Source organism: Kitasatospora sp. NPDC101235 (assembly GCF_044767505.1).
GTDB lineage: Bacteria > Actinomycetota > Actinomycetes > Streptomycetales > Streptomycetaceae > Kitasatospora.
In genome coordinates this window covers 161,236-187,363 of record NZ_JBIWNZ010000001.1, presented here as the reverse complement: position 1 = coordinate 187,363, position 26,128 = coordinate 161,236, and the positions used below count along the sequence as shown (strand labels likewise).

28 protein-coding genes and 1 pseudogene are annotated in these 26,128 nt (G+C 73.5%); 16 read left to right on the top strand and 13 right to left on the bottom strand.

Going from position 1 to position 26,128, the window contains the following annotated elements; genetic code table 11:
* Nucleotides 1-645 (bottom strand): response regulator transcription factor, encoded by a 645-nt coding sequence (locus tag ACIRRH_RS00900; protein ID WP_224282917.1) that lies wholly within the window; start codon nucleotides 643-645, stop codon nucleotides 1-3.
* Complete coding sequence (locus tag ACIRRH_RS00895) at nucleotides 633-1,847, bottom strand: histidine kinase (protein ID WP_403059769.1); 1,215 nt, start codon at nucleotides 1,845-1,847, stop codon at nucleotides 633-635. The genes ACIRRH_RS00900 and ACIRRH_RS00895 overlap by 13 nt, the downstream gene beginning before the upstream one ends.
* 135 nt (nucleotides 1,848-1,982) lie before the next feature.
* On the opposite strand from ACIRRH_RS00895, the gene ACIRRH_RS00890 reads away from it, so the two are divergent.
* Both ACIRRH_RS00890 and ACIRRH_RS00885 read left to right on the top strand, forming a co-directional pair.
* Nucleotides 1,983-2,477 carry a hypothetical protein gene (locus ACIRRH_RS00890; RefSeq protein ID WP_403059766.1) on the top strand — a complete coding sequence of 165 codons (495 nt, stop codon included), beginning with the start codon at nucleotides 1,983-1,985 and terminating at the stop codon, nucleotides 2,475-2,477.
* Complete coding sequence (locus ACIRRH_RS00885) at nucleotides 2,474-2,860, top strand: hypothetical protein (protein WP_403059764.1); 387 nt, start codon at nucleotides 2,474-2,476, stop codon at nucleotides 2,858-2,860. The genes ACIRRH_RS00890 and ACIRRH_RS00885 overlap by 4 nt, the downstream gene beginning before the upstream one ends.
* A gap of 1 nt (nucleotide 2,861) precedes the next feature.
* Here the strand turns inward: ACIRRH_RS00885 and ACIRRH_RS00880 are convergent, their stop codons facing one another.
* Nucleotides 2,862-3,749 (bottom strand): helix-turn-helix transcriptional regulator, encoded by an 888-nt coding sequence (locus ACIRRH_RS00880; protein WP_403059761.1) that lies wholly within the window; start codon nucleotides 3,747-3,749, stop codon nucleotides 2,862-2,864.
* A gap of 102 nt (nucleotides 3,750-3,851) precedes the next feature.
* Between ACIRRH_RS00880 and ACIRRH_RS00875 the strand changes: the two genes are divergently transcribed.
* Entirely contained in the window at nucleotides 3,852-5,333 is a 1,482-nt protein-coding gene (locus ACIRRH_RS00875) for an MFS transporter (RefSeq protein ID WP_403059758.1), read from the top strand.
* Nucleotides 5,334-5,440: 107 nt separating this feature from the next.
* Here the strand turns inward: ACIRRH_RS00875 and ACIRRH_RS00870 are convergent, their stop codons facing one another.
* Entirely contained in the window at nucleotides 5,441-6,235 is a 795-nt protein-coding gene (locus ACIRRH_RS00870) for an alpha/beta fold hydrolase (RefSeq protein ID WP_403059755.1), read from the bottom strand.
* 213 nt (nucleotides 6,236-6,448) lie between these two features.
* The gene (locus ACIRRH_RS00865; RefSeq protein WP_403059752.1) at nucleotides 6,449-6,811 is read right to left on the bottom strand and encodes a MerR family transcriptional regulator; all 363 of its coding nucleotides are present in this window, start codon (nucleotides 6,809-6,811) and stop codon (nucleotides 6,449-6,451) included.
* Between the two features lie 78 nt (nucleotides 6,812-6,889).
* Here ACIRRH_RS00865 and ACIRRH_RS00860 point away from each other — a divergent pair, with 78 nt between their 5' ends.
* On the top strand, nucleotides 6,890-8,128 hold the full coding sequence (locus tag ACIRRH_RS00860) for an MFS transporter (RefSeq protein WP_403059749.1): 1,239 nt from the start codon (nucleotides 6,890-6,892) through the stop codon (nucleotides 8,126-8,128).
* Nucleotides 8,129-8,407: 279 nt separating this feature from the next.
* Nucleotides 8,408-9,055, top strand: a pseudogene (locus ACIRRH_RS00855) (phosphatase PAP2 family protein); the annotation flags it as partial.
* Nucleotides 9,056-9,205: 150 nt separating this feature from the next.
* Here the strand turns inward: ACIRRH_RS00855 and ACIRRH_RS00850 are convergent.
* Together ACIRRH_RS00850 and ACIRRH_RS00845 are read right to left on the bottom strand one after the other, a co-directional pair.
* A complete protein-coding gene (locus tag ACIRRH_RS00850; protein ID WP_403059746.1) occupies nucleotides 9,206-9,910 on the bottom strand; it encodes a response regulator in 705 nt (234 codons plus the stop codon).
* A gap of 61 nt (nucleotides 9,911-9,971) precedes the next feature.
* Entirely contained in the window at nucleotides 9,972-11,483 is a 1,512-nt protein-coding gene (locus ACIRRH_RS00845; RefSeq protein ID WP_403059743.1) for a sensor histidine kinase, read from the bottom strand.
* Nucleotides 11,484-11,531: 48 nt separating this feature from the next.
* Between ACIRRH_RS00845 and ACIRRH_RS00840 the strand changes: the two genes are divergently transcribed.
* Nucleotides 11,532-11,663, top strand: coding sequence for a hypothetical protein (locus ACIRRH_RS00840; RefSeq protein WP_403059740.1), 132 nt, complete (start codon nucleotides 11,532-11,534; stop codon nucleotides 11,661-11,663).
* A gap of 108 nt (nucleotides 11,664-11,771) precedes the next feature.
* On the opposite strand, the gene ACIRRH_RS00835 is transcribed toward ACIRRH_RS00840, so the two are convergent.
* Both ACIRRH_RS00835 and ACIRRH_RS00830 read right to left on the bottom strand, forming a co-directional pair.
* Nucleotides 11,772-12,875 (bottom strand): serine hydrolase domain-containing protein, encoded by a 1,104-nt coding sequence (locus ACIRRH_RS00835; protein ID WP_403059737.1) that lies wholly within the window; start codon nucleotides 12,873-12,875, stop codon nucleotides 11,772-11,774.
* A 140-nt stretch (nucleotides 12,876-13,015) separates the two neighbouring features.
* Nucleotides 13,016-13,462 carry an Lrp/AsnC family transcriptional regulator gene (locus ACIRRH_RS00830; RefSeq protein WP_224282832.1) on the bottom strand — a complete coding sequence of 149 codons (447 nt, stop codon included), beginning with the start codon at nucleotides 13,460-13,462 and terminating at the stop codon, nucleotides 13,016-13,018.
* Between the two features lie 93 nt (nucleotides 13,463-13,555).
* Here ACIRRH_RS00830 and ACIRRH_RS00825 point away from each other — a divergent pair, with 93 nt between their 5' ends.
* Together ACIRRH_RS00825 and ACIRRH_RS00820 are read left to right on the top strand one after the other, a co-directional pair.
* Nucleotides 13,556-14,374, top strand: a complete 819-nt coding sequence (locus ACIRRH_RS00825; protein WP_403059734.1) for an LLM class flavin-dependent oxidoreductase — start codon at nucleotides 13,556-13,558, stop codon at nucleotides 14,372-14,374.
* On the top strand, nucleotides 14,371-14,808 hold the full coding sequence (locus ACIRRH_RS00820; protein WP_403059731.1) for a nucleoside deaminase: 438 nt from the start codon (nucleotides 14,371-14,373) through the stop codon (nucleotides 14,806-14,808). The genes ACIRRH_RS00825 and ACIRRH_RS00820 overlap by 4 nt, the downstream gene beginning before the upstream one ends.
* Before the next feature lie 98 nt (nucleotides 14,809-14,906).
* On the opposite strand, the gene ACIRRH_RS00815 is transcribed toward ACIRRH_RS00820, so the two are convergent.
* Entirely contained in the window at nucleotides 14,907-15,329 is a 423-nt protein-coding gene (locus tag ACIRRH_RS00815) for a winged helix-turn-helix transcriptional regulator (protein ID WP_403059728.1), read from the bottom strand.
* A gap of 18 nt (nucleotides 15,330-15,347) precedes the next feature.
* Here ACIRRH_RS00815 and ACIRRH_RS00810 point away from each other — a divergent pair, with 18 nt between their 5' ends.
* The 4 genes from ACIRRH_RS00810 to ACIRRH_RS00795 all read left to right on the top strand — a co-directional run bounded on the left by ACIRRH_RS00810 (nucleotide 15,348) and on the right by ACIRRH_RS00795 (nucleotide 19,573).
* Complete coding sequence (locus ACIRRH_RS00810) at nucleotides 15,348-16,454, top strand: threonine aldolase family protein (protein WP_403059725.1); 1,107 nt, start codon at nucleotides 15,348-15,350, stop codon at nucleotides 16,452-16,454.
* Between the two features lie 199 nt (nucleotides 16,455-16,653).
* On the top strand, nucleotides 16,654-17,232 hold the full coding sequence (locus ACIRRH_RS00805; protein WP_403059722.1) for an NADAR family protein: 579 nt from the start codon (nucleotides 16,654-16,656) through the stop codon (nucleotides 17,230-17,232).
* Nucleotides 17,229-18,344: a hypothetical protein gene (locus ACIRRH_RS00800; RefSeq protein ID WP_403059719.1), complete on the top strand. Its 1,116-nt coding sequence runs from the start codon at nucleotides 17,229-17,231 to the stop codon at nucleotides 18,342-18,344. The genes ACIRRH_RS00805 and ACIRRH_RS00800 overlap by 4 nt, the downstream gene beginning before the upstream one ends.
* A 68-nt stretch (nucleotides 18,345-18,412) precedes the next feature.
* Nucleotides 18,413-19,573 carry a hypothetical protein gene (locus tag ACIRRH_RS00795; RefSeq protein WP_403059716.1) on the top strand — a complete coding sequence of 387 codons (1,161 nt, stop codon included), beginning with the start codon at nucleotides 18,413-18,415 and terminating at the stop codon, nucleotides 19,571-19,573.
* 104 nt (nucleotides 19,574-19,677) lie between these two features.
* On the opposite strand, the gene ACIRRH_RS00790 is transcribed toward ACIRRH_RS00795, so the two are convergent.
* Nucleotides 19,678-21,060, bottom strand: a complete 1,383-nt coding sequence (locus ACIRRH_RS00790; RefSeq protein ID WP_403059713.1) for a glycine--tRNA ligase — start codon at nucleotides 21,058-21,060, stop codon at nucleotides 19,678-19,680.
* Between the two features lie 190 nt (nucleotides 21,061-21,250).
* Here ACIRRH_RS00790 and ACIRRH_RS00785 point away from each other — a divergent pair, with 190 nt between their 5' ends.
* Genes ACIRRH_RS00785 through ACIRRH_RS00770 form a run of 4 tightly spaced genes read left to right on the top strand, consistent with a single transcriptional unit; the run spans nucleotide 21,251 to nucleotide 24,442 of the window.
* Nucleotides 21,251-22,291: a metal ABC transporter substrate-binding protein gene (locus ACIRRH_RS00785; RefSeq protein WP_403059710.1), complete on the top strand. Its 1,041-nt coding sequence runs from the start codon at nucleotides 21,251-21,253 to the stop codon at nucleotides 22,289-22,291.
* 14 nt (nucleotides 22,292-22,305) lie between these two features.
* The gene (locus ACIRRH_RS00780) at nucleotides 22,306-23,070 is read left to right on the top strand and encodes a metal ABC transporter ATP-binding protein (RefSeq protein ID WP_403059707.1); all 765 of its coding nucleotides are present in this window, start codon (nucleotides 22,306-22,308) and stop codon (nucleotides 23,068-23,070) included.
* A complete protein-coding gene (locus ACIRRH_RS00775) occupies nucleotides 23,067-23,996 on the top strand; it encodes a metal ABC transporter permease (RefSeq protein WP_403059704.1) in 930 nt (309 codons plus the stop codon). Before ACIRRH_RS00780 ends, ACIRRH_RS00775 begins: the two co-directional genes overlap by 4 nt.
* A 35-nt stretch (nucleotides 23,997-24,031) precedes the next feature.
* On the top strand, nucleotides 24,032-24,442 hold the full coding sequence (locus tag ACIRRH_RS00770; protein ID WP_189918013.1) for a Fur family transcriptional regulator: 411 nt from the start codon (nucleotides 24,032-24,034) through the stop codon (nucleotides 24,440-24,442).
* A 74-nt stretch (nucleotides 24,443-24,516) separates the two neighbouring features.
* On the opposite strand, the gene ACIRRH_RS00765 is transcribed toward ACIRRH_RS00770, so the two are convergent.
* Nucleotides 24,517-25,350: an isoprenyl transferase gene (locus ACIRRH_RS00765; protein ID WP_403059701.1), complete on the bottom strand. Its 834-nt coding sequence runs from the start codon at nucleotides 25,348-25,350 to the stop codon at nucleotides 24,517-24,519.
* Nucleotides 25,351-25,354: 4 nt separating this feature from the next.
* Complete coding sequence (recO, locus tag ACIRRH_RS00760) at nucleotides 25,355-26,101, bottom strand: DNA repair protein RecO (protein WP_224279474.1); 747 nt, start codon at nucleotides 26,099-26,101, stop codon at nucleotides 25,355-25,357.
* Between the last annotated feature and the right edge of the window lie 27 nt (nucleotides 26,102-26,128).

Here is a 26,128-nt window from a genome sequence, read left to right as displayed (position 1 = left end):
CTACCCGACCTCCAGGAAGCGCAGCACCGCCATCACCCGGCGGTGGCTGTCCTCGGCCTGCGGCAGGTCGAGCTTGGTGAAGATCGAGTTGATGTGCTTGGCCACCGCGCTGTCGCTGACCACCAGGGAGCCGGCGATCGCGGCGTTGGAACGGCCCTCCGCCATCAGGGCGAGCACGTCGCGCTCGCGCGGGGTCAGCTTCTCCAGCGGGTCCCGGTGGCGGCGCACCAGCAGCTGGGCGACCACCTCCGGGTCCAGCGCCGTGCCGCCCTCGGCGACCCGCTGGAGCGCGTCCACGAAGTCGTCGACGTTGGCCACCCGCTGCTTGAGCAGGTAGCCGACGCCGCTGGTGTTGGTCGCCAACAGGTCCGCGGCGTAACGCTCCTCCACGAACTGGGAGAGCAGCAGGACGGCGGTGTCCGGCCACTGCCGGCGGATCACCATCGCCGCCTTCACCCCCTCGTCGTGGTACCCCGGGGGCATCCGGACATCGGCCACCACCACCTTCGGACGGTGCTCCTCGACGGCGGCCAGCAGTTCGGTGGCGTCCCCGACGGCGGCCACGACCTCGAAGCCCACCGCCTCCAGGACCTTGACCAGACCGACCCTCAGCAGGACCGAGTCCTCGGCGATCACAGCACGCACGGCAACTCCACGGTGATGGTGGTGGGGCCCCCGAGGGGGCTGAGAACGGACAGCGTGCCGTCGACCGAGGCGGCGCGCTTGCGCAGGCCGGTGAGCCCGGTCCCGCGCGAGGGGTCCGCGCCGCCCACGCCGTCGTCGCTGATGACCAGGCTCAGCCGCCCCCCGGCCGTCCGCACCGAGAGGTCGACCCGGTTGGCCCTGGCGTGCTTGGCCACGTTGGTGAGCGCCTCGGAGACGGTGAAGTAGGCGACCGCCTCGACGGTCGGGGCGACCTGCTCGGAGAGGTCGACCTCCAGGCGCACCGGCAGCGGGGCCCGGGCGGCGACGCCGGACAGCGCCGCGTCCAGGCCGCGGTCCTCCAGGACGGCCGGGTGCAGGCCGCGGACCAGGTCGCGCAGCTCGTCGATGGCCGCCTGGGCCTCCTCGTGCGCGTCGACGATCACCTGCATCACCTCCGGCGGCACGTCCTTGAGGGTGCGCCGGGCCAGGCCCAGGTTCATCGCGAGGGAGGTGAGCCGCTGCTGGGCGCCGTCGTGCAGGTCGCGCTCGATCCGGCGGCGCTCGGCGTCCACCGCGTCGACCAGCCCGGCCCGGCTCTCGGCGATCTCCTCGACCCGCCGCTCCAGTGCCTCCGCCCGGTCCGGGCCGAGCAGCCGCCGGGCCGCCCACACCTCCAGCCAGGCCAGCTGCGTCCCCGACAAGGGCAGCACCGCCAGCAGCAGCACCCCGCCGACGGTGAGCAGGACGTCCTCCCCGGCCAGGCCCGTACGCAGCTCGGCGCCGACGGGCAGCAGCCAGACCCAGCCGTACACGGTGGCAAGCACCACGGCGGCCGCCCAGGCGTACAGCACCACCAGCGCGCCCGCCGCCAGCAGCGGACCGGCCACCAGGTGGTAGAGGACCTGACGCCAGGTCATCCCCAGCAGCCAGACCCGGCGCCCCGCCGGCGGCCGCAGCGGCGGCACCTCCACCCCGCGCAGGGCACGCAGCCGGCTGCGCTGGACGGCGGTCAGCGGGCGGACGCAGACCAGGACGGCGGCGAGCACCGGGAAGAGCAGGTCCGATTCGGTGACGGCCAGCCAGACCGGCAGCGCCACGGGTATTCCGGCAGCAATGAAGCGGACGTCCCGCCAGACCTCGGGCGACCACGGTGGGCGCCGGAGGCTCCTGACGAGCGCTCGGCGCAACGTGGTGGAAGGCATGCCGGACAGCGTAGGGCCCGGTGATCACGGACCGCCATGAAGGGGGGTTCCCGGTGGGGGTGTAGCTAGCTACACCCCCGATTCGGTGTGGGGCACCACCGACAGGACGGGGGTCCGGGCGGAAGGCTTGAGGGCATGACGAGCACTGCATCGCACTCCTCCACTCCGCCGCACGGGCGGCCCGGCCCCGGGGGCGCTTCCGGAGCGCCGGCGCCGGAGGGGGCGCTGCCGGAGGGGGCCGGGCCCTGGTCGGTCCGCAGCGTCGAGTCCGGCCGCGGCCGGGCCGCGATGGAGCTGTACCAGCACGGGGAGTTGACCGACGTCGTGGTCGCCGCCCGGCTCACCCCGCACCTGCTGCGCGGGGCCCGGCACTGCCCGTCCGCCGGGCGGAGCCGGCACGTACTGGCCTGGGGCCGGCTGGCCGCCGACGGCACGGCGCCCGCGGTGGTGTTCACGGGGCGGCGGCCGTTCCGCCGGGTGCGGTCGACGGCCGAGGTGGTCACGGTGGCCGGGCGGTTCTGGCTCGCCTGGGCGCAGGGGCCGTTCGACGCGGTGCGGGTCGAACACCCGGCGGGCGGGACGGCCGAGCGGCTGCCGCTGGAGCGGGTGCGGGGCCGGGGTGCGGCATGAGCACCGCCGTCCTCACCGTCCGCCCCGCCTCCTCGTCCGTCCTGCCCGCACGCTTCGCCAAGGTCCCGGTCATGGCCGCGGTCGCGCTGCTGCCGTGGCTGGCGGTCCTCGCCGTCTGCCACGAGACCGCGTGGGTCGTTCTCGACCTCACCGAGTTCGCCGCCCTGCTCTCGCTGGACGCGCTGCTGCGCCGGCGCAGCCCCGCCGCGCTGTGGGCGGGCGCGGCGGTGGCCCTGCTGCTCACCGGGGACGCGCTGGCCGACATCGCCTGCGCCGGGCCGGGCCACGCGGTGCTCGCCGCGCTGGTCATGGCCTCCTGCATCGAACTGCCGCTCGCCGTGGTGTGCCTGCGGCTCGGGCGGGACGCGGCGGTGCGGGGCTGAGTCAGCTCCCCGTGGGCAGTTCGTCCATCAGCCCGCGGGTCTCGTCGTCCAGCGGGGTGTACGTGATCATCCGTGTCCCCAGCTGCGGGCTGAGCCAGAAGTTGGTGTACTCGCAGCGCAACAGCCCGACGCCGGGCACCTGGAAGCGCTTGATGCCGTTGCCCGGCCGCATCACGTCGTGCCGCTGCCAGAGCTCCGCGAAGTCCGGCGAGGCCTTGAGCACCCGGGCCAGCAGGGCCTTCCAGGCCGGCTCCGAGCTGTGGTCGGCCATCGCCGAGCGGAACCGGGCCACGATGCCGAGGCGCTCGGTGCGGTAGTCCACCAGCACCTCGCGGAAGTACGAGGGCGTGAACGCCATCCACATCAGGTTCCGGTCCTCGGGGGCCATGCGGTCGAGGTCGCCGACGAACCCGGTGTACTGGGCGTTGCACGCCAGCACGTCGTAGCGGGAGTTGAGCACCATGGCCGGGTACGGCGCCAGCTGCTCCAGCAGCAGCCGCACGCTCGGGGTCACCGAGGGGCACTCCTTCACCGGCACCGGGTCGTCCGCGCCGGCCAGGGTGAACAGGTGGGCGCGCTCGCTCGGGTCCAGCAGCAGTGCCCGGGCCACCGAGTCCAGCACCTGGGTGGACACCTGGATGTCCCGCCCCTGCTCCAGCCACGTGTACCAGGTCACCCCGACCGCGGCGAGCTGCGCGACCTCCTCCCGGCGCAGCCCCGGCGTCCGGCGGCGGCCGGTCATCGGCAGGCCCACCTGCTCGGGCGCCAGGCGCTCGCGGCGGCTGCGCAGGAACGCGGCCAGCTCGTGCCGGCGGGCTTCGCCGGGGGTGGCCGGGTGCGGGCCGACCGGGGTGGTACGGGCTTGCGCGGCGGGGGTCGTCAGGCTCATGCTCCCCAGCATGCGACAGCCGTCAGCCTGTTGCCAGGTACTTCTTATACCTGGATAACCACACTCTGGTACCAGGGTAAGGAGCGGCGGATCGTATGACCCGTGACCCAACAACTCGCTGTCGCCCCCGCCCCGGGCCGCACCGCCACCACCCCCGGCACCGCGGCCACCCGTACCTCCGCCCCCGGACCCGCCGGCCCTGCCGCCGGCCTCGGCACCGCCGGGCTGGTCACCGTCCTGCTCGGCGCCTTCCTGCCGATGCTCGACTTCTTCATCGTCAACGTCGCCCTGCCCACGATCGACCACGACCTGGCCGCCGGGCCCGCCGTTCTCGAACTGGTCGCCGCCGGCTACGGCATCGCCTTCGCCGTGCTGCTCGTCCTCGGCGGGAGGCTCGGCGACAGCTACGGCCGCCGCCGGCTCTTCGTCGTCGGCGCCGCCGCCTTCGCCCTCACCTCGCTGGCCTGCGGCCTCGCCCCCGGCGCGTGGTCCCTGGTCGCCGCCCGGGCCGCCCAGGGCGCCTCGGCCGCACTGCTGATCCCGCAGGTGCTCGGCACCATCACCGCCGCCACCGAGGGCGCCCGGCGCGGCCGCGCGCTCAGCGTCTACGGCGCGGTCGGCGGGATCTCGGTGGTGATCGGGCAAGTGCTCGGCGGGATGCTGGTCGCCGCCGACCTGTTCGGCACCGGCTGGCGCTCGGTGTTCCTGCTGAACGTGCCGTTCGCGCTGCTCGCCGTGGTGCTCGCGGTCCGCTACGTCCCGGAGAGCAGGGCCACCACGGCCGCCCGGGTCGACGTCCCCGGCACCGTCCTGCTCACCGCCACGCTGCTCTCCCTGCTGATCCCGCTGATGGAGGGCCGCGCCGCCGGCTGGCCGCTCTGGTCCTGGGTGCTGCTGGCGCTGTTCCCCGTCCTCGCCGTCGCCTTCGGTGCCGTCGAGCGCCGCGCCGAGCAGCGCGGGGACACCCCGCTGGTGCCGCCGTCCCTGCTGCGCATCCCGGAGATGCGGCGCGGCCTCGGCATCGCGCTCCCCTACTTCGCGGGCTTCGGCGGCTTCATGTTCGTCATCGCGGTCGCCCTCCAGCAGGGCCTCAGGCTCGGCCCGGTCGCGGCCGGCTGGGCGCTCGTCCCGATGGCGGTCGGCTACTTCTCCGCCTCGCTCGCCGGCCCGCGGCTGATCGGTCGCTGGGGCAGCCGGGTGCTCAGCGCCGGCGCCGTCGTCCAGGCCACCGGTCTCGCCACCCTCGCGCTGACGGTGCTGGCCGACTGGGCACACGTCTCCCCGCTGCGGATGGCGCCGGGCGTCGCCCTCGCCGGTATCGGGCAGGGCCTGATCGGCACCCCGCTGTTCCGGGTCGTCCTCTCCAAGGTGCCCGCCGCCCGGGCCGGCGTCGGCAGCGGCGTCCTCGCCACCGGCCAGCAGTCCAGCCTCGCCCTCGGCGTCGCCACCCTCGGCAGCCTCTACCTCTCCCTCTCCCCCGTCCTCGGCATGGACCGCGCCCTCGCCCTCTGCCTGGGCATCCAGCTCCTCGGTTCCTTCACCATCCTCTACCTGACCACCCGTCTCCCCCGTTCCATCGGCTGACCCCGGGCCTCCGGGCCCCGGCGGCGGCGACCGGGTCACGGTCATCGCAGCGGCCCCGCGACCGGTACGACCGGTCGCGGGGCCGTCGGCGTTCCCGGCACCGGCCCTCAGCGTTCGAGGGCGTCGAGCCACCGGCCGAACAGGGTGCGGACGGCTTCGGCGGCCTCGACCTGGGGGTTGTGGCCGACGCCGTCGAGGACGGTGGCGGCCATCCGGGGGTAGTGGTCGAGCAGGGCGAGCTGGTCGCGCCAGCCGACCAGGGCGTCCTGCCGGGTGGTGACCAGCAGGTGGTGGCCGCGGTGCTGCGGGGCCCGGTGCTCGGGCCAGTGCGGCAGCAGGAAGTCGGCTTCGAGCTCGGCGGCGGCCGCCCGGTCGTGCGCCTGCCAGCCCGGCCGGACGTACCGCTCGAAGAGCTCCCGACTCGCCTCGGTGTGACGGGCCATGACGTACCGGAACAGCTCGCGGTCGGCGGCCGGGAGGCGGGCGATGAGGTCGTCGTCGCGTTCGACCACGGACTCCTCCGGCAGGGCCCGGTCGGCACCCCAGCGCACCACCGGCACCAGCAGTGCCGAGCCGAGCACCTGCTCGCCGAACCGCGCGGTCACCGCCCGGGCCAGCTGGCCTCCGAAGGACTGCCCGACCACGGCGAAGGGCCGCCGGCCGACCCGGTCCCCGATCCACCCGGAGACGGCCTCGGCCAGGGCGCTCGCCGAGGCCGGGCCCGGCAGCCGGGGGCTGGTGCCGTGGCCGGGGAGGTCGAGGTAGAGGCGCCGCCAGCCGGGGCGGTCGGCGAAGGCGGGTTCGAGCGGGAGCAGGACGCGGTGGTCGACGGTGTAGCCGTGGATCAGGACGATCGGGGTGCCGTCGCCGAAGGCGGTGTGGTGGATCGCGGAATCGGTCATGAGGGCAGCGTGCGACTGTGACACCGGTGGCAAGGTCAAGCGGCGGGTCCGGACGCCGGGCCGGGCGGTCGGGCGACGGCCGGGTGGGGCGGCGGGCCGGGCGGCCGGGCAGGGCGGTGGGTCGGGCGACGGCCGGGTGGGGCGGCGGGCCGGGCGGCCGGGCAGGGCGGTGGGCCGGGCGGCCGGGCAGGGCGGTGGGCCGGGCGGCCGGGTTCAGGAGAGGCTCTTAACCACGTCCAGGTACTCCCGGATGGCGTCCCGGTTGCGCGTCAGGCACAGGATCCGGCGGGTCATCCGGTCCGTCTCGGACTCCAGGGTGGCGAGCATCTCCGGTGTGGCGTCGGCGAAGTGGATCGTCCGCGGGGCGTCCAGGCAGGGCAGGATCTGCTTGATGATCCGGGTCGGCAGCCCCGCGTCCAGCAGTCCGCGGATCTGCAGCACCCGGTCCACGAGGTACTCGTCGTACGAGCGGTAGCCGTTCGCCTCGCGGCTCGGCGTGATCAGCCCCTGCTGCTCGTAGTAGCGCAGCAGGCGCGGAGCGGTCTCCGTCCGCCGGGCGAGTTCGCCGATGCGCATGTGTGACCACCCTCACTCCGGGCCGGTGCCGTCCCGGCTGGACCCTGACACGGATGTCAACGATAGACGATCGGGCTCATGTCCACTCCTGAACTCCGCACCCCCGACCGGCCGGTGGCCCCCGCACCGAGGCTGCCCTGGCCGGCCCTGCTGGCCATGAGCACCGGCGGATTCGTCACGATCATGACCGAGGCCCTGCCCGCCGGAGTGCTGCCCGCGATGAGCGCCGACCTCGGCGTCGGCCAGTCCGCCGCCGGGCAGTCCGTGACGCTCTACGCGGTCGGCTCCATCGCGGCCGCCATCCCGCTGACCGCCGTCACCGGACGCCTGCCGCGCAAGCGCCTGCTGCTCGTCTCCGTCGGCGGCTTCGCCGTGGCCAACGCCGTCACCGCCGTGTCGCCGAGCTACCCGCTCACCATGGCCGCCCGGTTCGCGGCCGGCCTGGTCGCGGGGCTGCTCTGGGCGCTGCTGGCCGGGTACGCCCGGGGCATCGTCGCGCCGGAGCAGCGCGGACGGGCGATGGCCGTCGCCATGACCGGCTCGACGGTCGCCCTGTCGGTGGGCGTGCCCGCGGGCACCCTGCTGGCCGGACTGGTGGGCTGGCGGTTCACCTTCGGGCTGATGAGCGTGGCCGCCGTGGCACTGACCGGCTGGATGCTGCTCGTGCTCCCGGAACCGCCCGGCCGGTCCGGCCAGTCCCGCACCCCCGTCCGGCGGGTGCTGCGGATGCCGGGCGTGACCGCCGTCCTGGCCGTCACGGCGACCTTCGTGCTCGCCCACAACGTCCTCTACACGTACGTCGCGGCGCTGCTCGCACCGTTGGGGCTCGACGGCCGGACGGACACCGTCCTGCTCGTCATCGGGCTGTCCTCGCTGGCGAGCATCCTCGGCACCGGCGCCCTGATCGACCGGTACCTGCGCCCCCTGACCATCGCCGCCTCCGCCCTCCTCGCCGTCGCGGCCCTGCTCCTCGCCGCCGCCCTGCTCGGCTCGGCCGGCTGGCCCGCCTACGCCGCCGCCGCGGTCTGGGGCCTCGGCTTCGGCGGCGCCGCCACCCTCCTGCAGACCGCCGTCGCCGACGCGGCTGGCCCGGCCGGGGACCTCGCCCAGTCCCTGCTCGTCACCTGCTGGAACCTCGGCATCGCCGTCGGCGGCCTGACGGGCGGCCTGCTCCTCGACCACGCCGGACCGTCCGCCCTCCCCTGGTCCGCCCTCGTCCTCCTGGCCGCCGCACTGGCCACCACCCTCGGCGCACGACGGCACGGGTTCCCGGGGGGTGCCACCGGTGCGTGTGAGATCGACTCACGTTCCTCGTGACCGCCGCACGATCCGCTCCACCGGGATTCACACGACCGCCGGAGTCCCCGTTCGACAGCTCCGGCAGCACGTCGGCGAGTCGATCGACCGGGTCGTGGCCGGCAAGCGTGGGGAGAGCGCCGCCGCCGACGAGGAGGGTCGGGCTTCGGTGCGGTGGGGGCACGGGCGACCCGGTCGACGGTCAGGACGTGAAGCGTTGTCAACCCTGACCATCGTCGCGGTCGTTGCCTGACTTTCGGGTCGGGCGGAAAGGGCTCCTTGGCTTCTACCGTCCGGACCATGACGTACACGGACAGGAAATCCAGGAATTCCCGGGCAGCCGGAACGAGCAGAACCGCGGGGGCGAACAGGGCCGCCGCCGCCGAACCCAGGCCCGTACTGGCCGTGGCCCTGCTCTGCACGGGGGCCGGGGTGGTGGCGTGGCTGGCGCCCGAACGGAATGGCGGCGCGGAGCCGCTGCGGGTGCTCACGGGGTGGTCGGCCGACGGCTACCGACGGGTGGCGGAGGCCGTCGGGGACGCTCCACACGCGGTGGCCTCGGCGGCGGCACCGGCCACCGAGGCCGGGCTGGTGGTGCTCGGGCTGCTGCTGGCGCTCTGCTGGTGGACGGCCCGTGGCCGCCGGGCCGCCGGGCAGGTCGCCGGGGTGGCGCTGGTCGGTCTCGGCACCGTGCTGGCGTACGGGGCGAGCGAGGTGCTGAAGGTGTTCCTCGACGAGGAGCGGCCCTGCCGGGCGCTGGCCGGGTTGCCGGGTTCGGCCGTCGCCGGGTGCCCGCCGCCGGGCGACTGGTCGTTCCCCAGCAACCACGCCACGCTCGCCGTCGCGCTGGCGGCGGGGCTGGTGCTGCTGCGGCCGCGGTGGGCACTGCTCGTCATACCCGTCGGCGGCGCCACGGCCGCGCTGCGGGTGGCGGCCGGGGTCCACTACCCGCACGACGTGCTCGCCGGCGCCGCGCTCGGCGGCACGGTCACGGCGGCCGTGGTCGTCGCCCTGCTGCCGGCGGCCACCACCGCCGTGGCCGCCCTGGCCGGGGTGCCCGTCCTCGGGCGGCTGCTCCTGGCACCCGGCGCGGCGGCCTCAGTCCCGGGGTCCGCCGGCGCAGGTCGCACCGAGGGTCAGCCCGGCCTCGTGCGCGAGGACGGCGGCGGCCGCCCGGTTGGTCACGCCCAGCCGCGCCAGGATGGAACTCACATGGGCCTTCACGGTGCCTTCCACCACCCCCAGCCGGCGGGCGATCTGGCCGTTGGACAGCCCCGCGGCGATCAGCGTCAGCACGTCCCGTTCCCGGGTGGTCAGGGCGGCCACCTGCTCCCGGGCACCGGCACGCCGGCCGGCGGGGCCGCCGGCCCCGGTGGCAGCCAGGTGGGCGACCACCCGGGCGGCCACCTTGGGTGAGAGGTAGGCAGCCCCTCCCGCTACCGCATGCACCCCCGCGAGCAGCTCCTCGGGCTCACCGGACTTGATCAGGAAGCCGTTCGCGCCGCCGCTGAGCGCGCGCAGGATGTAGTCGTCCTCACCGAAGGTGGTCAGCATGAGCACTCCGGTGGCCAGGCCGCTCCGGCGGATCTCGGCGGCGGCCGTGATGCCGTCCGCCCCGGGCATCCGGATGTCCAGCACGGCGACGTCCGGCCGGTGGCGCCGGACCAGTTCGACGGCCTCCCGGCCGTCCCCGGCCTCGGCGACGATCTCGATGCCCGGGTCGGTGGCGAGCACCGCGCGCAGCCCGGCGCGGATCATCGGCTCGTCGTCGGCGAGCAGCACCCGGATCGGTGCGGTGGTCATCGGCGGCTCCTGTTGGTCGCTCGGTACGGAGGTGGTGGGGAAAGGGAAGTGCGTCAGCAGGTCAGGAGACGAGCACGTCGCGCGAGACCAGCCGGGAGTCCCGGAAGCAGAGCCGATAGGCGTCGCCGGCCCGGTCCACGAACAGCTGGGCGGTGATGGCGTAGTACGCGCACGAGACCCCTTCCCCCGACGGCGGCGCGGGCGTCGACGGCCCGCTCGGCGGGCGGTACGGCAACCGGTGGCCCGGCAGCAGCCGCTCGACCGCGGCCTGGTCCTGCCCGACCTGGAGGGAGGCGTAGACCTCCGGGCCCAGCACCGACAGGCTGACCACGTAGAATGTCCATACTCGCAGCGCGACGGTCAGCAGCACGGCCGTCGCCAGCGGGACGAGCACCACGGCGGCCAGCGTCCGGCCCACCGTACGCCGGGCCCGGCGCAGTTCGCGCACCGGCGACGGCGGGGCGGCGGGCGCCGCCGGGACGGGCCCGGCGGCGCGGCGCGGCAGGTCGGCCACGACCTCGAACCCGCCGTCCGGACGGGCCCCGTGGGCGAAGGCGCCGCCCGCGAGCCGGACGCGTTCGGTCAGCCCGACCAGGCCGCGACCGCCGGTGGGCGTTGCGCTGCGCGGGGTTGACGCGGATACCAAGGACCCCGTCCCGGGAACGGCGGACGCGGAGGCAGACGCGGAGGCGGGCACCCGAGCAGAGGCGGGCGCGGGCGCGAACGCCGGTGCAGGCGCGGGGCCGTTGGCCACCCGGACCCGGGCACCGTCGGCCGAGTACGCCACCTCCACGGCGACGGGCGCCCCCGGCGCATGCTTGGCGGCGTTGGTCAGCGCCTCCTGCACCACCCGGTACGCGGCGTGCTCGGAGGCACGCGGGAGCCCGTCCGGTTCGCCGGTGATCTCCGAGCGGACATCCAGGCCTGCGGCGGCCGCCTCGGCGACCAGGTGCGGAACGTCCGAGTCGGCTGGTCCGTGGGCCGCGGGGGTGCCGCCGTCGCCCTCGTCCCCGTCGCGCAGGATGCCGATCACCTCGCCGAGCCTGTCGATGGCGGTGGCCGCGCCCGCCCGGATCTCCTGGACGGCCTCCCGGTGGGGCCGGGCCAGGTCGGGGGCGAGCTTGAGGGCCCCGGCACGCAGGGCGATCAGGCTGAGGTCGTGCCCGAGGGCGTCATGCATGTCCTGGGCGATCCGGGCCCGTTCGCGCAGTCGGGCCTGCTCGGCGACCAGCTGCTGCTCCCGCTCCAGCCGCTCGGCCCGCTCCCACCCGGCGCGCACGAGCTCCTGCGACTGCCGCCAGAACCGGCCCAGCAGCCACGGGCCCATCCCGGTGCTCACAGCGAGCGCGACGAACCGCAGGCCCAGAACGATCCAGGAGGGCACCGACCCGATCACCAGCACCCCGGCCGCGACCAGGACGGCGAACACCACTGCCGCCGGCCGCACCCGCTCCATCCGCAGGCCGGCCAGGAAGGAGAATCCGATCGCCGGCAGCGCCCACCAGAGGCTCGTGACACCGAACCCGATACACACCGACGCCACCACGGGCAGCGCCACCCCACTCATCCGCATGCCCACGACCCTACGAGGGCCGCCTGCGCACCGGATCTGTCGAAAGTCATGCCCGAGGCGCACCGCAGTCATGCCCGACGCACCGCGCCACCGCGCCACCGCGCCACCGACGAGTCGGTCGTCCACGGCGTGACCGAGGAACTGACGGCCGCCGAGCTGCTGGAGCAGGACCGGGCGTAGGCGTCCCGGCTGCACCTCACGGCGGCCGGCCGCGCCCCGCACGAGCGCACCGCCACCGAGACCGCCGAGATCACCGCCCGTCCGTGCGCCGGCGTCCCGACGACCGCCTCAGCGGCACAGGGCGGTGTCCACGACGGCTTCGAGGTGTCGGGTGACGGCGTCGTCGGCCGGAACGGTGGTCACCGCGATGTTCACGGCGCGGCCGTCGTCGGTGGCGCCGCCCCGGGTCTCGTAGCCCGGGATGTCGCCGCCGTGCCCCCAGTAGACCCCGCCGCAGGAGAGCGGCCGGCTGAAGATGCCCAGTCCGGAGCCGATGCCGGTGTCCCCGACCGGGACGGTGGTCCGCATCTGGGCGAGCTGGGCCGCAGGCAGCAGGCGGTCCGGGATCAGCAGCTCGGTGAAGAAGCGGTCGAGGTCGGCGTTGGTGGAGATCATCTGACCGGCGGCCCAGCCGGCCGACGGGTCCAGCTCCGTGAAGTCGGTCAGCGGCCCGGACGCGGAGTCCCTGCGGTAGCCCTTGGGGTGGGCTTCCCGGATGGTCCGGTCGCCCACGGCCGGGAAGTAGGTGTGCCGCAGCCCGATGCGCCGGACGATCCGCCGGTCGATCTCCTCGGCGAGCGGCCGGCCGGTCACCCGCTGGACGATCAGACCGGCCAGCACGTAGTTGGTGCTGCTGTAGCCGAACCTCGCCCCGGGCGCGAAGACGGGCTCCTGCCGGAGGGCCATGTCCAGCAGTTCCCGGGGCTCGAAGTAGCGGTACCGGAGGGAGGCTTCGTCCAGCTGCCCCTCGTAGTCGGCCAGGCCGCTGGTGTGCTGGAGGAGCTGCCGGACGGTGACGCCCCGTCCGTCGACGCCCTCGCCGCGGACCAGGCCGGGGAGGTAGGCGTCGACGGAGGCGTCGAGGTCGATCTTCCCCTCCCCCACCAGCTGGAGCACGACGACGGCGGTGAAGGTCTTGGTGTTGCTGCCGATCCGCACCTGCCCGTCGGCGGGGACCCTGGCGCCGGTGGCCAGGTCCCCCACCCCTGCCGTGTAGTCACGGGTCCTGCCCCGCCCGTCCCGGACGGTCGCGAGCGCGGCGGGCACCCCGTCCGTCCGCACCAGCGCGTTCAGCCCCTGCTGCACGACGTCGGGTGAGGCCGCGGCGGACATGCCGGACGGTGCCAGCACCCCGACGGCCACGGCGGTCGAGAGCGAGAGGGCGAGTGTCATGTGGCGGATCCGCGAACGGCGCACGAGTCAACTCCTGTGGAATCGTGGGGAGCAGGGAACTCCCCGGTCACGATCGCCAGTCTCGTCGCGCGGCGGACGGCCGACCTCCCCCGATCGAGGGAGCACCTTCGCCCTCGGCGTCAGGGCCGGCCGGGCCCGCGAAGTGGCAGCGTCCGGCTGTAGACGACGCTCGTGGTGGTGCTGCCGAAGCCGGCCAGCTCGTCCACGAGGGTTTCCAGGTGTTCCATGGAGGTCGCCGCCACCTTCAGGGTGTAGCAGTCGTCGCCGGTGGTGCGCAGGCACTCCAGGATCTCCCGCCGCTCGGCGAGCAGTCGGCGCAGCGGCTCGTGCCGGTTGCCCGGGTACTTCAGCCGGACGACGGCGAGCACCGGGTAGCCGACCTTCGCCAGGTCCACCGTGGCGTGGTAGCCGGTGATGACGCCGAGCGACTCCAGGTTCCGCACCCGTTCCGTGGTCGCCGACGGGCTGAGGGAAACCCGCCGCCCCAGCTCGCTGAGGGAGACACGGGCCTCCCGTTGCAGCTGCCCGATGATCGCCCAGTCGGTGTCGTCAAGATTCACGGCCATTCCACGAATCTACCGGGAGAACCACGGCGGACAACGGCCATGACCGGGAAGACGCCGTTCCTTCCGCCATGATCACGCAGATAGCCTCGAAGCATGCAACTTGGCGTCAACGTACCGAACTTCGGGCCGGGCACCGACCCCGGCGTGCTGCGCGAGTGGGCCCGGACCGTGGAGGGCCTCGGCTTCGGCCTCCTCATGGTGTCGGACCACGTGGCGGTGACCCCGGACGTGGCCGAGCGGTACCCGGAGCCGTTCTACGAGCCGTTCTCCACACTGTCCTGGCTCGCCGGGATCACCACCGGACTGCGGCTGGGCACGACCGTGCTCGTCCTGCCCTACCGGAACCCGCTGCTGGTGGCACGGATGGCCGGCACCCTCGACCGGCTCAGCGGAGGCCGGTTCGTCCTCGGGGTCGGGGTCGGCTGGGCGCGCCAGGAGTTCGACGCCCTCGGCGTGCCGTTCGCCGCGCGCGGCAGGCTGACCGACGACCACCTGAGCACGCTGCGGGACGCCTGGGCAGGTGAAGCCGGTGAATCCGACCGCCGAACGGTACCGGTCTGGGTCGGCGGCCACAGCGCAGCGGCGCTCCGGCGGGCGGTCCGGTTCGGCGACGCCTGGCACCCGCTGCGGCTCCCCCTGGCCCGGATGCGGTCGGTACTGGCCGAGCACCCGATGCCGGGGTTCGCGCCCCGCATCGCCCTGCGGATGACCACCACGCCGGTCGACGACCCCGAGCGGCCCGCCGGCGTCGGCACCCTCGACCAGATCCTCGACGACCTCCGCCGACTGCGCGATCTCGGCGCCGAGACCGTCGTGTTCGACCCCTACCACGGGGACCCGGAGGAGACCCGTCGGCCGCAGGAGGCCTGGCAGACCCTCACCACCGTGGCCACCCACTGGAGAAGCGCGTGATCACCGAAGCCGACGAAACCCTGCTGCGCCGGGCCATCGCCATCGCCGCCCACGCGGCCACCCTGGGCGACGCCCCGTACGGCTCCCTGCTGTCCGGCCCGGACGGCGAGATCCTCGCCGAGGCCCACAACACCGTACGCCGCGACGACGACATCACGGCCCACCCCGAACTGAAGCTCGCCCGCTGGGCCGCCCGCGAACTCTCCCCGGACACGGCCGCGCGCACCACGATGTACACCAGCTGCCAGCCCTGCGGCATGTGCGAGGGAGGCATCCTCCGCTCCGGCATCGGCCGGGTCGTCTACGCACTCTCCACGGAACAACTCGTCGAGCTCAACCCCGACTCGGGCGCCTGGCCGACCGTACCGACGGACGGACCAGCCCTGCCCGAGGAGGCCCGAGCCCCGATCGCGGCCTACTACCGGCCCAGTTGACCCGGGCGGCCCAGGCCTGGACGAAGACCAGCAGGGCGATCGCCGCGATCGGCGGCGCGATCCCGAGCAGCATCGAGTCCGGGCGTTCGACCGGGGCTTCACCCTGTGTCGCGATCCACCAGCGTGGACATCGCCCGGCCTGCGCCCGGTTCCGGGGCCGGGACGTCTCTGCGCGCTTCCCACACCGGACGCCTGCGCTCGTCCGTACGCGGGAGTTCGTCGAGGTGCTCACGCGCCCAGGCGCAGGCCACGTCCATCGGGCCGAGCAGCGAACGCCCGAGTCCGGTGAGGGCGTACTCGACGCGCCGCGGGTTCTCGTCGTGTGCGGTCGCCGGGAAGTACGTCGGGCTCGGCACGTCGGCTGCGGTGACGGTGGTGCGCGGCGACGCGACGGACGCCGAGTCGGTGGCGGCGGTCGCGGCCGGGCACGACGCGGCCGTGAACGCCTCCGCGCGGTTGGACGTGCCCTCCGAGGAGTACCCGCCCCGTACGGGGAAAAGCAGTTGGTCTGACCTCACCACGAGTTCGACAATCGCCGGATGACCCATGACCAGAGCGAGCTCCACCGGCGCCGTGCGGCCCGCACGACCTGCAAGCGTTTCCTCTCCGGCGACCGCATCCTCAGCATCCGCGAGCGCCTCGTCCAACTCGCGGCCCTGGACGGCCTGGACATCCCCCACGACTTCTACGGCAGCGACGGGCCGGTGCGGCAACTGGAGGAACGGACCGCCGCGCTGCTCGGAAAGGAGGACGCGGTCTTCTTCCCCACCGGCACGATGGCCCAGCAGGTCGCCCTCCGGTACCACGCCGAACGCACCGGCAACCCGGCCGTGGCGCTGCACCCGCTCAGCCACATCGAACGGCACGAGCGCCACGCGTACACCCAGCTCACCGGCCTGCGCGGCCTCTGGCCCACCACCGCGCAGCGCCAGCCCACGCCCGAGGAACTCGGCGCGCTCGGCGAGCCGTTCGGCACCCTGACCGTCGAACTCCCGCTGCGCGACCCGGGCTACCTCCTCCCCACCTGGGACGAGCTGACCGCCCTGGTCGCCGCCGCCCGCGAGGCCGGCGCCCGGGTGCACTTCGACGGTGCGCGGCTCTGGAACACCACGGTCCACTTCGGCAAACGGCTCGACGAGATCGCCGCCCTCGCCGACAGCGTCTACGTGTCCTACTACAAGGACCTCGGCGGGATCAGCGGGGCCGCCCTCGCCGGCGACGCCGGCCTCGTCGCCTACGCCCGCACCTGGCGCCACCGCTACGGCGGCCAGCTCGCCCAGCAGTGGCCGGCCGCCATCGCCGCCCTCCACGGCCTGGACACCGTGCTGCCCCGCATTCCCGGCCACGTCCACCATGCGGCCACCCTCGCACCGGCCCTGGCCACACTGCCGGGCGCCCGCCTCTACCCGGAGGTCCCGCCCACCCACGAGTTCCAGCTCTGGCTGCCGTTCTCCGCCAAGGCCCTGAACGCCGCCCACCTGGCGCTGGCCGAACAGGAGGGGATCTGGTTCGTCTCCCACTGGGAGGACTCCGCCCCCGGCCTCGCCGTGGCCGAGGTCAGCCTCGGCGAGCCGGCGCAGAGCTGGACGGCGGACGAGGTGACGGAGGTCGGGCTGCGGTTCCTGGAGCTGGCGGCTGCCGGCTGACCGAGGGGGTCTCGCGAGGCACCCGGGCCAGGGCTGCGCGGATGACGTCGGCGGCTTCGGGGATCGAAAGACCACGTTCGCCCGCCCCGAAGTCCCGCCTGCGTGCGGGAAATCCTGGACGCCCGGCCACGGTCACGAGAGCAATGCGCCGCAGTCAAACGGTTAGCGGACACGCATCCCTTTGTGTCAGACTGACGATATGAGCGAGATGTACGTGGGGGACCTTGCCTCCGTCCGCAGCCGCGAGGAGTTGGCCGCGCTGATGGCCGACGGGGTGCGGCCGAAGTGGGTGATGTTCTGGGGGCACACCGAGCGCAGGGGCGGCGGGACTCGGCAGGAGTGCCTGAGCCAGTGGTGGCCCGGCGAGTTCACCGTCGACGGGGTCACGTACGCCTCCGCCGAGCACTGGATGATGGCCGGCAAGGCCCGGATGTTCGGTGACGAGGAGATCGCGCAGCGGGCGCTGGCGGCCCGGACGCCCGCCGAGGCGAAGAAGCTGGGCCGGCTGGTGAAGGGCTTCGACGACGAGACGTGGGTGGCCGGCCGGTTCGAGCTGGTGGTGGCGGGCAACGTCGCGAAGTTCGGCCAGGACGAGGCGCTGCGCGACTACCTGCTGGGCACGGGTGAGCGGGTGCTGGTCGAGGCCAGCCCGCTGGACCGGATCTGGGGCATCGGGCTCGCCGCCGACGACATCCGGGCCCAACAGCCCGCCGAGTGGCGCGGGTTGAACCTGCTCGGCTTCGCGCTGATGGAGGCGCGGGCGCGGCTGGGCGCATGAGCGGGATCGCTCCGCTGCTGGACGGGACGGTGGTGGCCTCGGCCGCTGCCGCCCTGCTCCTGGCGCCGAGGGTGCTGCGGCGGAAGGCCCCGGCCGGGCGGGGCGGCGGCGCGTTCGGGCCGGAGCCGGTGCTGGCGGCCGTCGTCGCGCTGGTCTACCTCAACCAGGTGCTCGTCGCGGTCTACGTGAACCGGGTGCACCACGGGGACGTCTCCTTCATCGCCCGCCACCTGCCGCCCGGCTGGTTCGACGTCCCCCGCCTGGACTCCCTCGCCACCCGTTTCCCGGCCCCGGAGCTGCTGGCCCCGTCGGTGCTCCGGGTGCAGGCGTTCCTCGAACTTCCGCTGGTGCTGCTGGCGTTCGTCACTGTCGTCCGCCGGCTGGACGGCGCGCTGTACGTCCGGCTGGCCCGCTCGCCGCTGATTCCGCTCGCCGCCGCCTCGTACACCGTGGCGTTCTGCGCGGTGGAGTGGGACCTGCGGAACCCCTACACGGTGGACGACCTCGTCCTGCGCGCGATCGCAGCCTTCCTCACGCCCCCGCTGATCGCCTGGCTGGCCCGCCGCGAGCCCCCGCCGGAGGCCGAACCCGCCCGCAGCCTGTTCCGCTTCACGCTCGACCTGTGGGCGTACGGCCAGCTGATGCTGGTGCTGTACGACACCGCGCTGCTCTACAACCTCGCCCGGCTCGGCGATCATCTCCCCTCTGCCGCGGCCGCGTTGGCGGTGCTCGTCGCCACCCGCGCCGTCCCGTCCCGTCCCCCGCGCCCGCCCGGCCCGCATACCGCCGCACTCGCCGGTGCGATCGGCCGGGCACTCGCACTGTTCCTCGTCCCCGCCCTGGCGATCCGCTACGCGGAGAGCTTCGGCACGCCCGAACTCGCCGCCTTGGCCGGAATCCTGGTGATCGGCGCGGCGGCCCGCCGGGACGCACCGCTGCTGCTGCTCCCCGCCCTCGCGGGTGCGGCGGTCGGGTACGCCGTCGCCGCCTTCGCCCCCGGCCCGTACTACGAGGCGACCCTGCTACGGAGCGCGACCGGCGCACTTCTCGCAACGACCGCCCTCTGCGCGCTCCTTGACACCGCTCGGACACGACTGGTCGTGCACTCTTAACTCCCACGCCACATACTGACGCCAGGATGTCACGCAGTCAGGGTCTGGATGGACAGGGTGGGGCGATCATGCGCATGCGGCCGACGGCACAATCCGCAGGCCAGCAGCCGGAGGGCGAGCAGCAGGCCGCCGAACTCCGCGCGGAACTGGACGAGTTACTCCGTGCGAACCGCTACGCGAGTCAACGTGAACGACGCCTGAACGAGGCGATCCGTGCCACCCCGGGCCGCCAACGGCCGGACGGGGAACTGCTGCGACAGCTCGCCCAGGCGCGCACCCTCCGCGAGGGCCTGGGCGCCCGCTGCCTCCAACTCAGCGACCAACTGGAGGCGTTGGAGAGCCGGATCAGACAACAGCAGCAGCCACCGCCACCCCAGCAGAACCACCAGCACCAACAGCAGTACCAACAGCAGTACCAACAGCAGTACCAACAGCAGTACCAACAGCAGCCACCGCAGCAGCAGGCCCCGCCGCCGCCCGTCCGCCCCGATCTCGGCGCCCTCACCGAGCGGATCACCGCCCTCCACCGGGCCGGATCCCTCGCCGAGGCCACCGGGGTGATCGACGCGGCCGCCGCCCGCCTCGCCCCCTCCGACGCCGCACTGCTGGTCGGCATGCTCGCCAAGTACGGCCCGGCCGGAGCCTCGCTCCACCTCGCCCGCAGCATCTCCCGGTCCGCACCCGACCACTGCGTCGCCGTGCTCGCCGAGCTGCGCGAGCTGGGCCTGGCCGAGGCGGCGGCCGAGGTGTTCCACGCCTTCTGGGGCTACCCGGCCGCCTCCGTCCCCGGCCTGCTCTCCGCACTGGAGCGGGCCGGACTGACCGCCGACAGCGCGACACTGCTCTGGGAGTGGGGGTCCGCGCCGATACCCGAGCTGACCTCCCTGGCCGCCTGCCTCCAGCAGCACGGCCGGGCCGGCGACGTCCGGACCCTGCTGCGCCAGGCCGCCGGCCGCTCCACCGCCGACCTCGCCGCTCTCGCGGCCGGCCTGCCGCCCGCGCTCGCCACCCTCCTGCTGGGCGATCTGGCCGTCCTGCGCCCGCCCGTCGAGGTGGTCAGGCTGGCCACCGCCCTGGACGGCGCGGGCAGTTCCGGGCTGTACGCCCAGCTGCTGGCCGCGTTGCTCGCCGACGAGGCCCGCCACCGCACCACCCTCGCCGCCCTGCGCACCGCCGGTCTCCCGACCCGCCCGCCCGCGGCCCCGCGCTCGCGCTGGGGACGGCGGTAGCGGCTTCCCGCCAGGAAGCACCGGGAGGCCACCCGAGGCCCCCAACGGCAGGGAGCCCCCGCCCGCCCCACCAGGGCGGACGGGGGCTCCCGGGCGGGAACCTGCTAGCAGCCGATCAGCCGCGCGCCCAGGTACGCCTTGACCTGGTCCAGCGAGACGCGCTCCTGCGACATGGTGTCGCGGTCGCGGATGGTCACCGCGTTGTCCTCAAGGGTGTCGAAGTCGACCGTGACGCAGAACGGCGTGCCGATCTCGTCCTGGCGGCGGTAGCGCTTGCCGATCGCGCCGGCGTCGTCGAACTCGACGTTCCACGCGGTGCGCAGGTCGGCGGCCAGGCCGCGGGCCTTCGGGGACAGCTCGGCGTTGCGCGACAGCGGCAGGACGGCGACCTTGACCGGGGCCAGGCGCGGGTCGAGCCGCATGCCGACGCGCTTCTCCATGACGCCCTTGGCGTTCGGCGCCTCGTCCTCAAAGTAGGCGTCGATCAGGAAGGCCAGCATGGCGCGGTTGAGGCCCGCCGCCGGCTCGATGACGTACGGGAAGTACCGCTCGCCGGACTCCTGGTCGAAGTACTTCAGGTCCTGGCCGGACGCCTCGCTGTGCACCCGCAGGTCGTAGTCGGTGCGGTTGGCGACGCCCTCCAGCTCGGAGAACTCGCTGCCACCGAAGTTGAAGCGGTACTCGATGTCCACGGTGCGCTTGGCGTAGTGGGAGAGCTTCTCCTTCGGGTGCTCGAAGAAGCGCATGTTCTCGGTGCGCAGGCCGAGGCCGACGTACCAGTCCCAGCGCTGCTGGAGCCAGTACTCGTGCCACTGCTCGTCCTCGCCCGGCTTGACGAAGAACTCCATCTCCATCTGCTCGAACTCGCGGGTGCGGAAGATGAAGTTGCCGGGGGTGATCTCGTTGCGGAAGCTCTTGCCGGTCTGGGCGATGCCGAACGGCGGCTTCTTGCGCGAAGTGGTCTGGACGGCCTTGAAGTTGGTGAAGATGCCCTGGGCGGTCTCCGGGCGCAGGAACGCCAGGCCGCTCGCCTCCTCGGTGACGCCGAGGTGGGTCTTCAGCATGCCCGAGAAGTCCTTGGGCTCGGTGAACTGACCCTTGGTGCCGCAGTCGGGGCAGTTGACGTCCTTGAGGCCGTTCGGCGGCGGGAAGCCGTGCTTGGCCTCGTACTTCTCCTCCAGGTGGTCGGCCCGGTGGCGCTTGTGGCAGGAGAGGCACTCGGTCAGCGGGTCGTTGAAGGTGGCGACGTGGCCGGAGGCCTCCCACACCTCGCGGGCGAGGATCACCGACGAGTCGAGTCCGACGACGTCCTCACGGGCCTGGACCATCGCGCGCCACCACTGGCGCTTGATGTTCTCCTTGAGCTCGACACCCAGCGGCCCGTAGTCCCAGGCGGCACGCGTGCCACCGTAGATCTCGCTGCAGGGGTAGACGAAGCCACGGCGCTTGCTCAGGCTGACGATCGTGTCGATCTTGTCGGCGGCCACAGTGCTCTCTTCAGTACGTACGGCACGGTCAGGGCACGGCTGGTTGCGCGTACCCGAATACCTCAGGTTACCGGCCATACGGGTACGTGGTTCAAATCGGTATCGTCCGGCCGCCCCGGCCGGCGCCACCCGCTGTTCACCCATCCGAGTGAGTTGACAATCATTTCCATCTGAGATGAGAATGATTGTCATGATGATCGGATTGCCTCGACTCGGACTGTCCCGACGGACCCGCACCTCCATGGCCCTCGGCACCACCGCCCTCGCCGCCTCCCTCGCCCTCAGCGCCTGCGGAGGCAGCAGCAGCGCCGACAGCGGCAACGGCAGGCTGAAGGTCGTCGCGTCCTTCTACCCGATGGAGTTCCTGGCCCAGCAGATCGGCAAGGAGCACGTCGCGGTCACCGACCTCACCGCGGCCGGGGTGGAGCCGCACGACCTGGAGCTCACCGCCAAGCAGGTCGGCACCGTCCAGAAGGCCGACGCGATCATCTACCTCAAGGGCCTCCAGCCCACCGTCGACCAGGCCGTCGCGCAGTCGTCCAGCAAGCACAAGATCGACGCCACCGCCGCCAGCCCGCTGGTCGACCACCACCTCGACGAGGGCGCCGAGGGCGACGGCCACGGGGCCGAGAGCCACCAGGCCGACGGCCACAAGCACGAGGACCCGGCCGGCGACCCGCACATCTGGCTCGACCCGACCCGCTACGCGGCGATCGCCAAGAGCGTCGGCGACGAGTTCGCCAAGGCCGACCCGACCCACGCCGAGGACTACCGGAAGAACACCGACGAGCTGGTCACCAAGCTCACCGCGCTCGACCAGGAGTTCCGGACCGGGCTGAAGGACGCCAAGACCAGGACCTTCGTCACCAGCCACGCCGCCTTCGGCTACCTCGCCGACCACTACGGCCTCACCCAGGTCGCCATCAACGGCGTCGACCCGGAGTCCGAGCCCACCCCGGCCCGCCTCTCCGCGGTGCAGAAGGCCGCCAAGGACAACGGCGTCACCACGATCTTCTTCGAGACCCTGGTCAGCCCCAAGCTCGCCGACACCGTCGCCAAGGACCTCGGCCTCAAGACCGCCGTCCTCGACCCGCTGGAGGGTGTCAAGGACCCGTCCAAGGACGACTACCTGACCGTCATGAAGCAGAACCTGGCCAACCTCCAGGCCGCCCTCGGTGCCCCGGCCGCCCCCGCCGGAACCGACGCCACCACCCCTGCCGCCACCAGCTGACGGGACCGAGCACCATGACCGACCCGATACCTCCGGCCGTCCGCCTCCGTGACGCCGTCGCCTCGCGCGGCGGCCGGCCGGTGCTGCGCGGCGTCGACCTCACCGTCCGGCCCGGCGAGGTCGTCGCCCTGCTGGGCGCCAACGGCTCCGGCAAATCGACCACCGTCAAGGCCGTGATCGGCTCCGTCCCGCTGGAGCGGGGCACCCTGGAGCTGTTCGGCACCCCGTACGGCTCCTTCCGCGCCTGGCACCGGATCGGGTACGTCCCGCAGCGCACCACCGCCGCCTCCGGCGTCCCCGCCACCGTCCGCGAGGTGGTCTCCACCGGACGGCTGCCGCAGCACCGGCTGCTGCCCTTCCGCCGCAAGGACCGCGAGGCGGTGGACCGCGCGCTGGCCGCCGTCGGCATGCTGGAGCGGGCCGGGGACGGCGTGGCCGACCTGTCCGGCGGCCAGCAGCAGCGGGTGCTGATCGCCCGCGCCCTGGTCGGCTCCCCCGACCTGCTGATCATGGACGAGCCGATGGCCGGCGTGGACGCCGCCAGTCAGCAGGTGCTCGCCGACACCCTGCGCGCCGAGGTCGGCCGCGGCGCCTCCGTCCTCCTCGTGCTGCACGAACTCGGGCCGCTGGAGCCGCTGATCGACCGCGCCGTGGTGCTGCGGGACGGCTGCGTCGCCCACGACGGCCCACCCGTTCCCAACACCGGCCTGCACGCGCTGCCCGGCCACGACCACGTCCACCCGCACGCCGACCTGACCCCGCCGAGGCTGCTCGCATGACCGAGATGCTCTCCTACGACTTCATGCAGCGAGCCCTGCTCGCCGCCGTCCTGGTCGGGATCACCGCCCCGGCCGTCGGCATCTACCTGGTGCAGCGCCGCCAGGCGCTGATGGGCGACGGCATGGGCCACGTCGCGATGACCGGCGTCGGCCTCGGCTTCATCTTCCAGACCAGCCCGGTCTGGATGGCCGTGCTGGTCTGCGTGCTCGGCGCCGTCACCATGGAACTGGTCCGCTCGCGCGGCAACCAGCGAGGCGACATCGCCCTCGCGATGCTCTTCTACGGCGGCATGGCCTGCGGCAAGCTGCTGGTCTCGCTCTCCGCCCAGGCCGGGGCCGGCTCGCTGGAGAGCTACCTGTGGGGCTCGATCCTCACCGTCGCCCCCGCCGACCTGGCCGCCATCGCGGTGCTCGGCGCGGTGGTCATCGCGGTCACCGTCGGCCTGCGCCGCCAGCTCTTCGCGATCTGCCAGGACGAGGACTTCGCCCGGGTCACCGGTGTGCCGGTGCGCACCCTCAACCTGCTGCTCGCGGTGATGGCCGCGGTCACCGTCACGGTCGCCATGCGGGTGGTCGGGCTGTTGCTGGTCAGCGCGCTGATGGTGGTCCCGGTGGTCGCCGCCCAGCAGCTCACCCGGTCCTTCGCCGCCACCCAGGCCGCCTCGATCGCGCTCGGCGTGGTCGTCTCGCTGGCCGGCGTCACCGGCTCCTACCACCTCGACGTGCCCTCCGGCCCGGCCATCGTGCTGCTCGCCATCGCGGTCTTCGCGGTGTTCAGCCTGCTCGCCGCGCCGCTCGCCCGGCAGCGCCACCGCGGCGCGGGCGAGCACGGCCCGAAGGTGTGCGACGTCGAACTGCCGGAACAGGCCGCCTCCGAGCCGTCCGGCGCGACCACCCCTGAGCGGCGTGCGGGGCTGGCACAATGATGTGCGAGACGCCCACGACCCCAGGAGGACCCACGGTGACCACCGCAGGCCCGTCGCCGCGCGCCCGATCGACCCGGCAGCGTGCCGCCGTCTCGGCGGCCCTGGACGAGATCGCGGACTTCCGCAGCGCACAGGAGCTCCACGACCTGCTCAAGCACCGCGGGGACTCCGTCGGTCTGACCACGGTCTACCGCACGCTCCAGTCGCTCGCGGACGCCGGTGAGGTGGACGTGCTGCGCACGGCCGACGGCGAGGCGGTCTACCGCCGGTGCAGCAGCGGGCACCACCACCACCTGGTCTGCCGGCACTGCGGCGCGACCGTCGAGGTGGAGGGCCCCGCGGTGGAGCGCTGGGCCAACTCGGTCGCCGCCGAACACGGCTTCAGCGACATCGCGCACACCCTGGAGATCTTCGGGACCTGCGCGGAGTGCGCCAAGAAGGCCTGAGTCCGGCGCGGACGACGGAAAGGACCCACCGGGCGGCTCCCGGTGGGTCCTTTCCGTCGTCCGCGCGGACGGTCTCAGCGCTGGGACGGCACCGGCGCGCCGACCTCGTTCGGGATCGCCCCGCCGAAGCGCCGGTCGCGCATCGCGAACTGCTCGCAGGCTCGCCACAGGTCGCGGCGGTCGAAGTCCGGCCAGAGCACGTCCTGGAACACGAACTCGGCGTAAGCCGACTGCCAGAGCAGGAAGTTGGACGTGCGCTGCTCGCCGCTGGGGCGCAGGAACAGGTCCACGTCCGGCATGTCCGGGTGGTACATGTACTTGGCGAGGGTCTTCTCGTTGACCTTCTTCGGGTCGAGCTTCCCGGCCGCGACGTCCCGGGCGATCGCCTGCGCCGCGTCGGCGAGTTCGGCCCGGCCTCCGTAGTTGACGCACATGTAGAGCGTGACGGCGTCGTTGTCCTTGGTCTGCTGCTCGGCGACCTGGAGCTCCTGGACGACGCTCTTCCACAGCTTGGGCATCCGGCCCGCCCAGCGGATCCGCACGCCCATCGCGTCCATCTCGTCGCGGCGGCGGGCGATGACGTCCCGGTTGAAGTTCATCAGGAACTTCACCTCGTCGGGCGAGCGCTTCCAGTTCTCGGTGGAGAACGCGTACAGCGAGATGTTCTTGACCCCGAGCTCGATGGCGCCCTTGAGGACGTCCAGCACCACGGACTCGCCGACCTTGTGGCCCTCGGTGCGGGGCAGCCCGCGCTCCTTGGCCCAACGGCCGTTGCCGTCCATCACGATGGCGACGTGGTCGGGCACCAGCTCGCCGGGGATCTTCGGGGGCTGTGCGCCGCTGGGGTGCGGGGTCGGGGGGACGTACGTCCTCTGCCTGCCGCCGCCGAAGAGCCGTCGCGCTGCCATGTGCTCACTTCTCCACGTATCTCATCGAGCGGATGCCCCGCTCCAGGTGCCACTGCAGATAGGCCGCGACCAGGCCGCTGCCCTCCCGCCAGTACCGCGGCTCGCAGGCGTCGGCCGTCTGCCAGTCCCCTGACAGCAGCGCCCCGAGCAGTACCAGTGTCTCAGGGGAGGGTACGGCACATCCGGGCACTCGGCAGTCCCCGCAGAGCACCCCGCCCGCGGGGAGGGAGAAGAATCGGTTAGGCCCCTCCAGGCCGCACTTGGCGCAGTCGGTGAAGCTCGCGCCGTACCCGTTCACCGCGAGCGAGCGCAGCAGGAAGGCGTCCAGCACCAGGTGCGATTCGTGCAGCCCCGCCGCCAGCGTCCGCAGCCCGCCCACCAGCAGCAGGTACTGCTGGACGGCCGGCTCGCCCTCGTTCTCGGCGAACCGCTCGGCGGTCTCCAGCATCGCGGTGCCGGCCGTGTAGCGGCCGTAGTCGGTGACGATCGAACCGCCGTACGGCGCGATGGTCTCCACCTGGGTGCAGAGCGGCAACCCGCGGCCGACCAGCTCACTCCCCCGGCTGAAGAACTGCACGTCCACGTGCGAGAACGGCTCCAGTCGGGCGCCGAACTTGGACTTGGTCTTCCGCACCCCGCGCGCGACCGCCCGCACCTTGCCGTGCTGGCGGGTCAGCAGGGTGATGATCCGATCGGCCTCGCCGAGCTTCTGCGCCCGCAGCACGACGCCGTCGTCCCGGAAAAGACTCATGGGGACCATTCTCCCCCACCCGCCCCG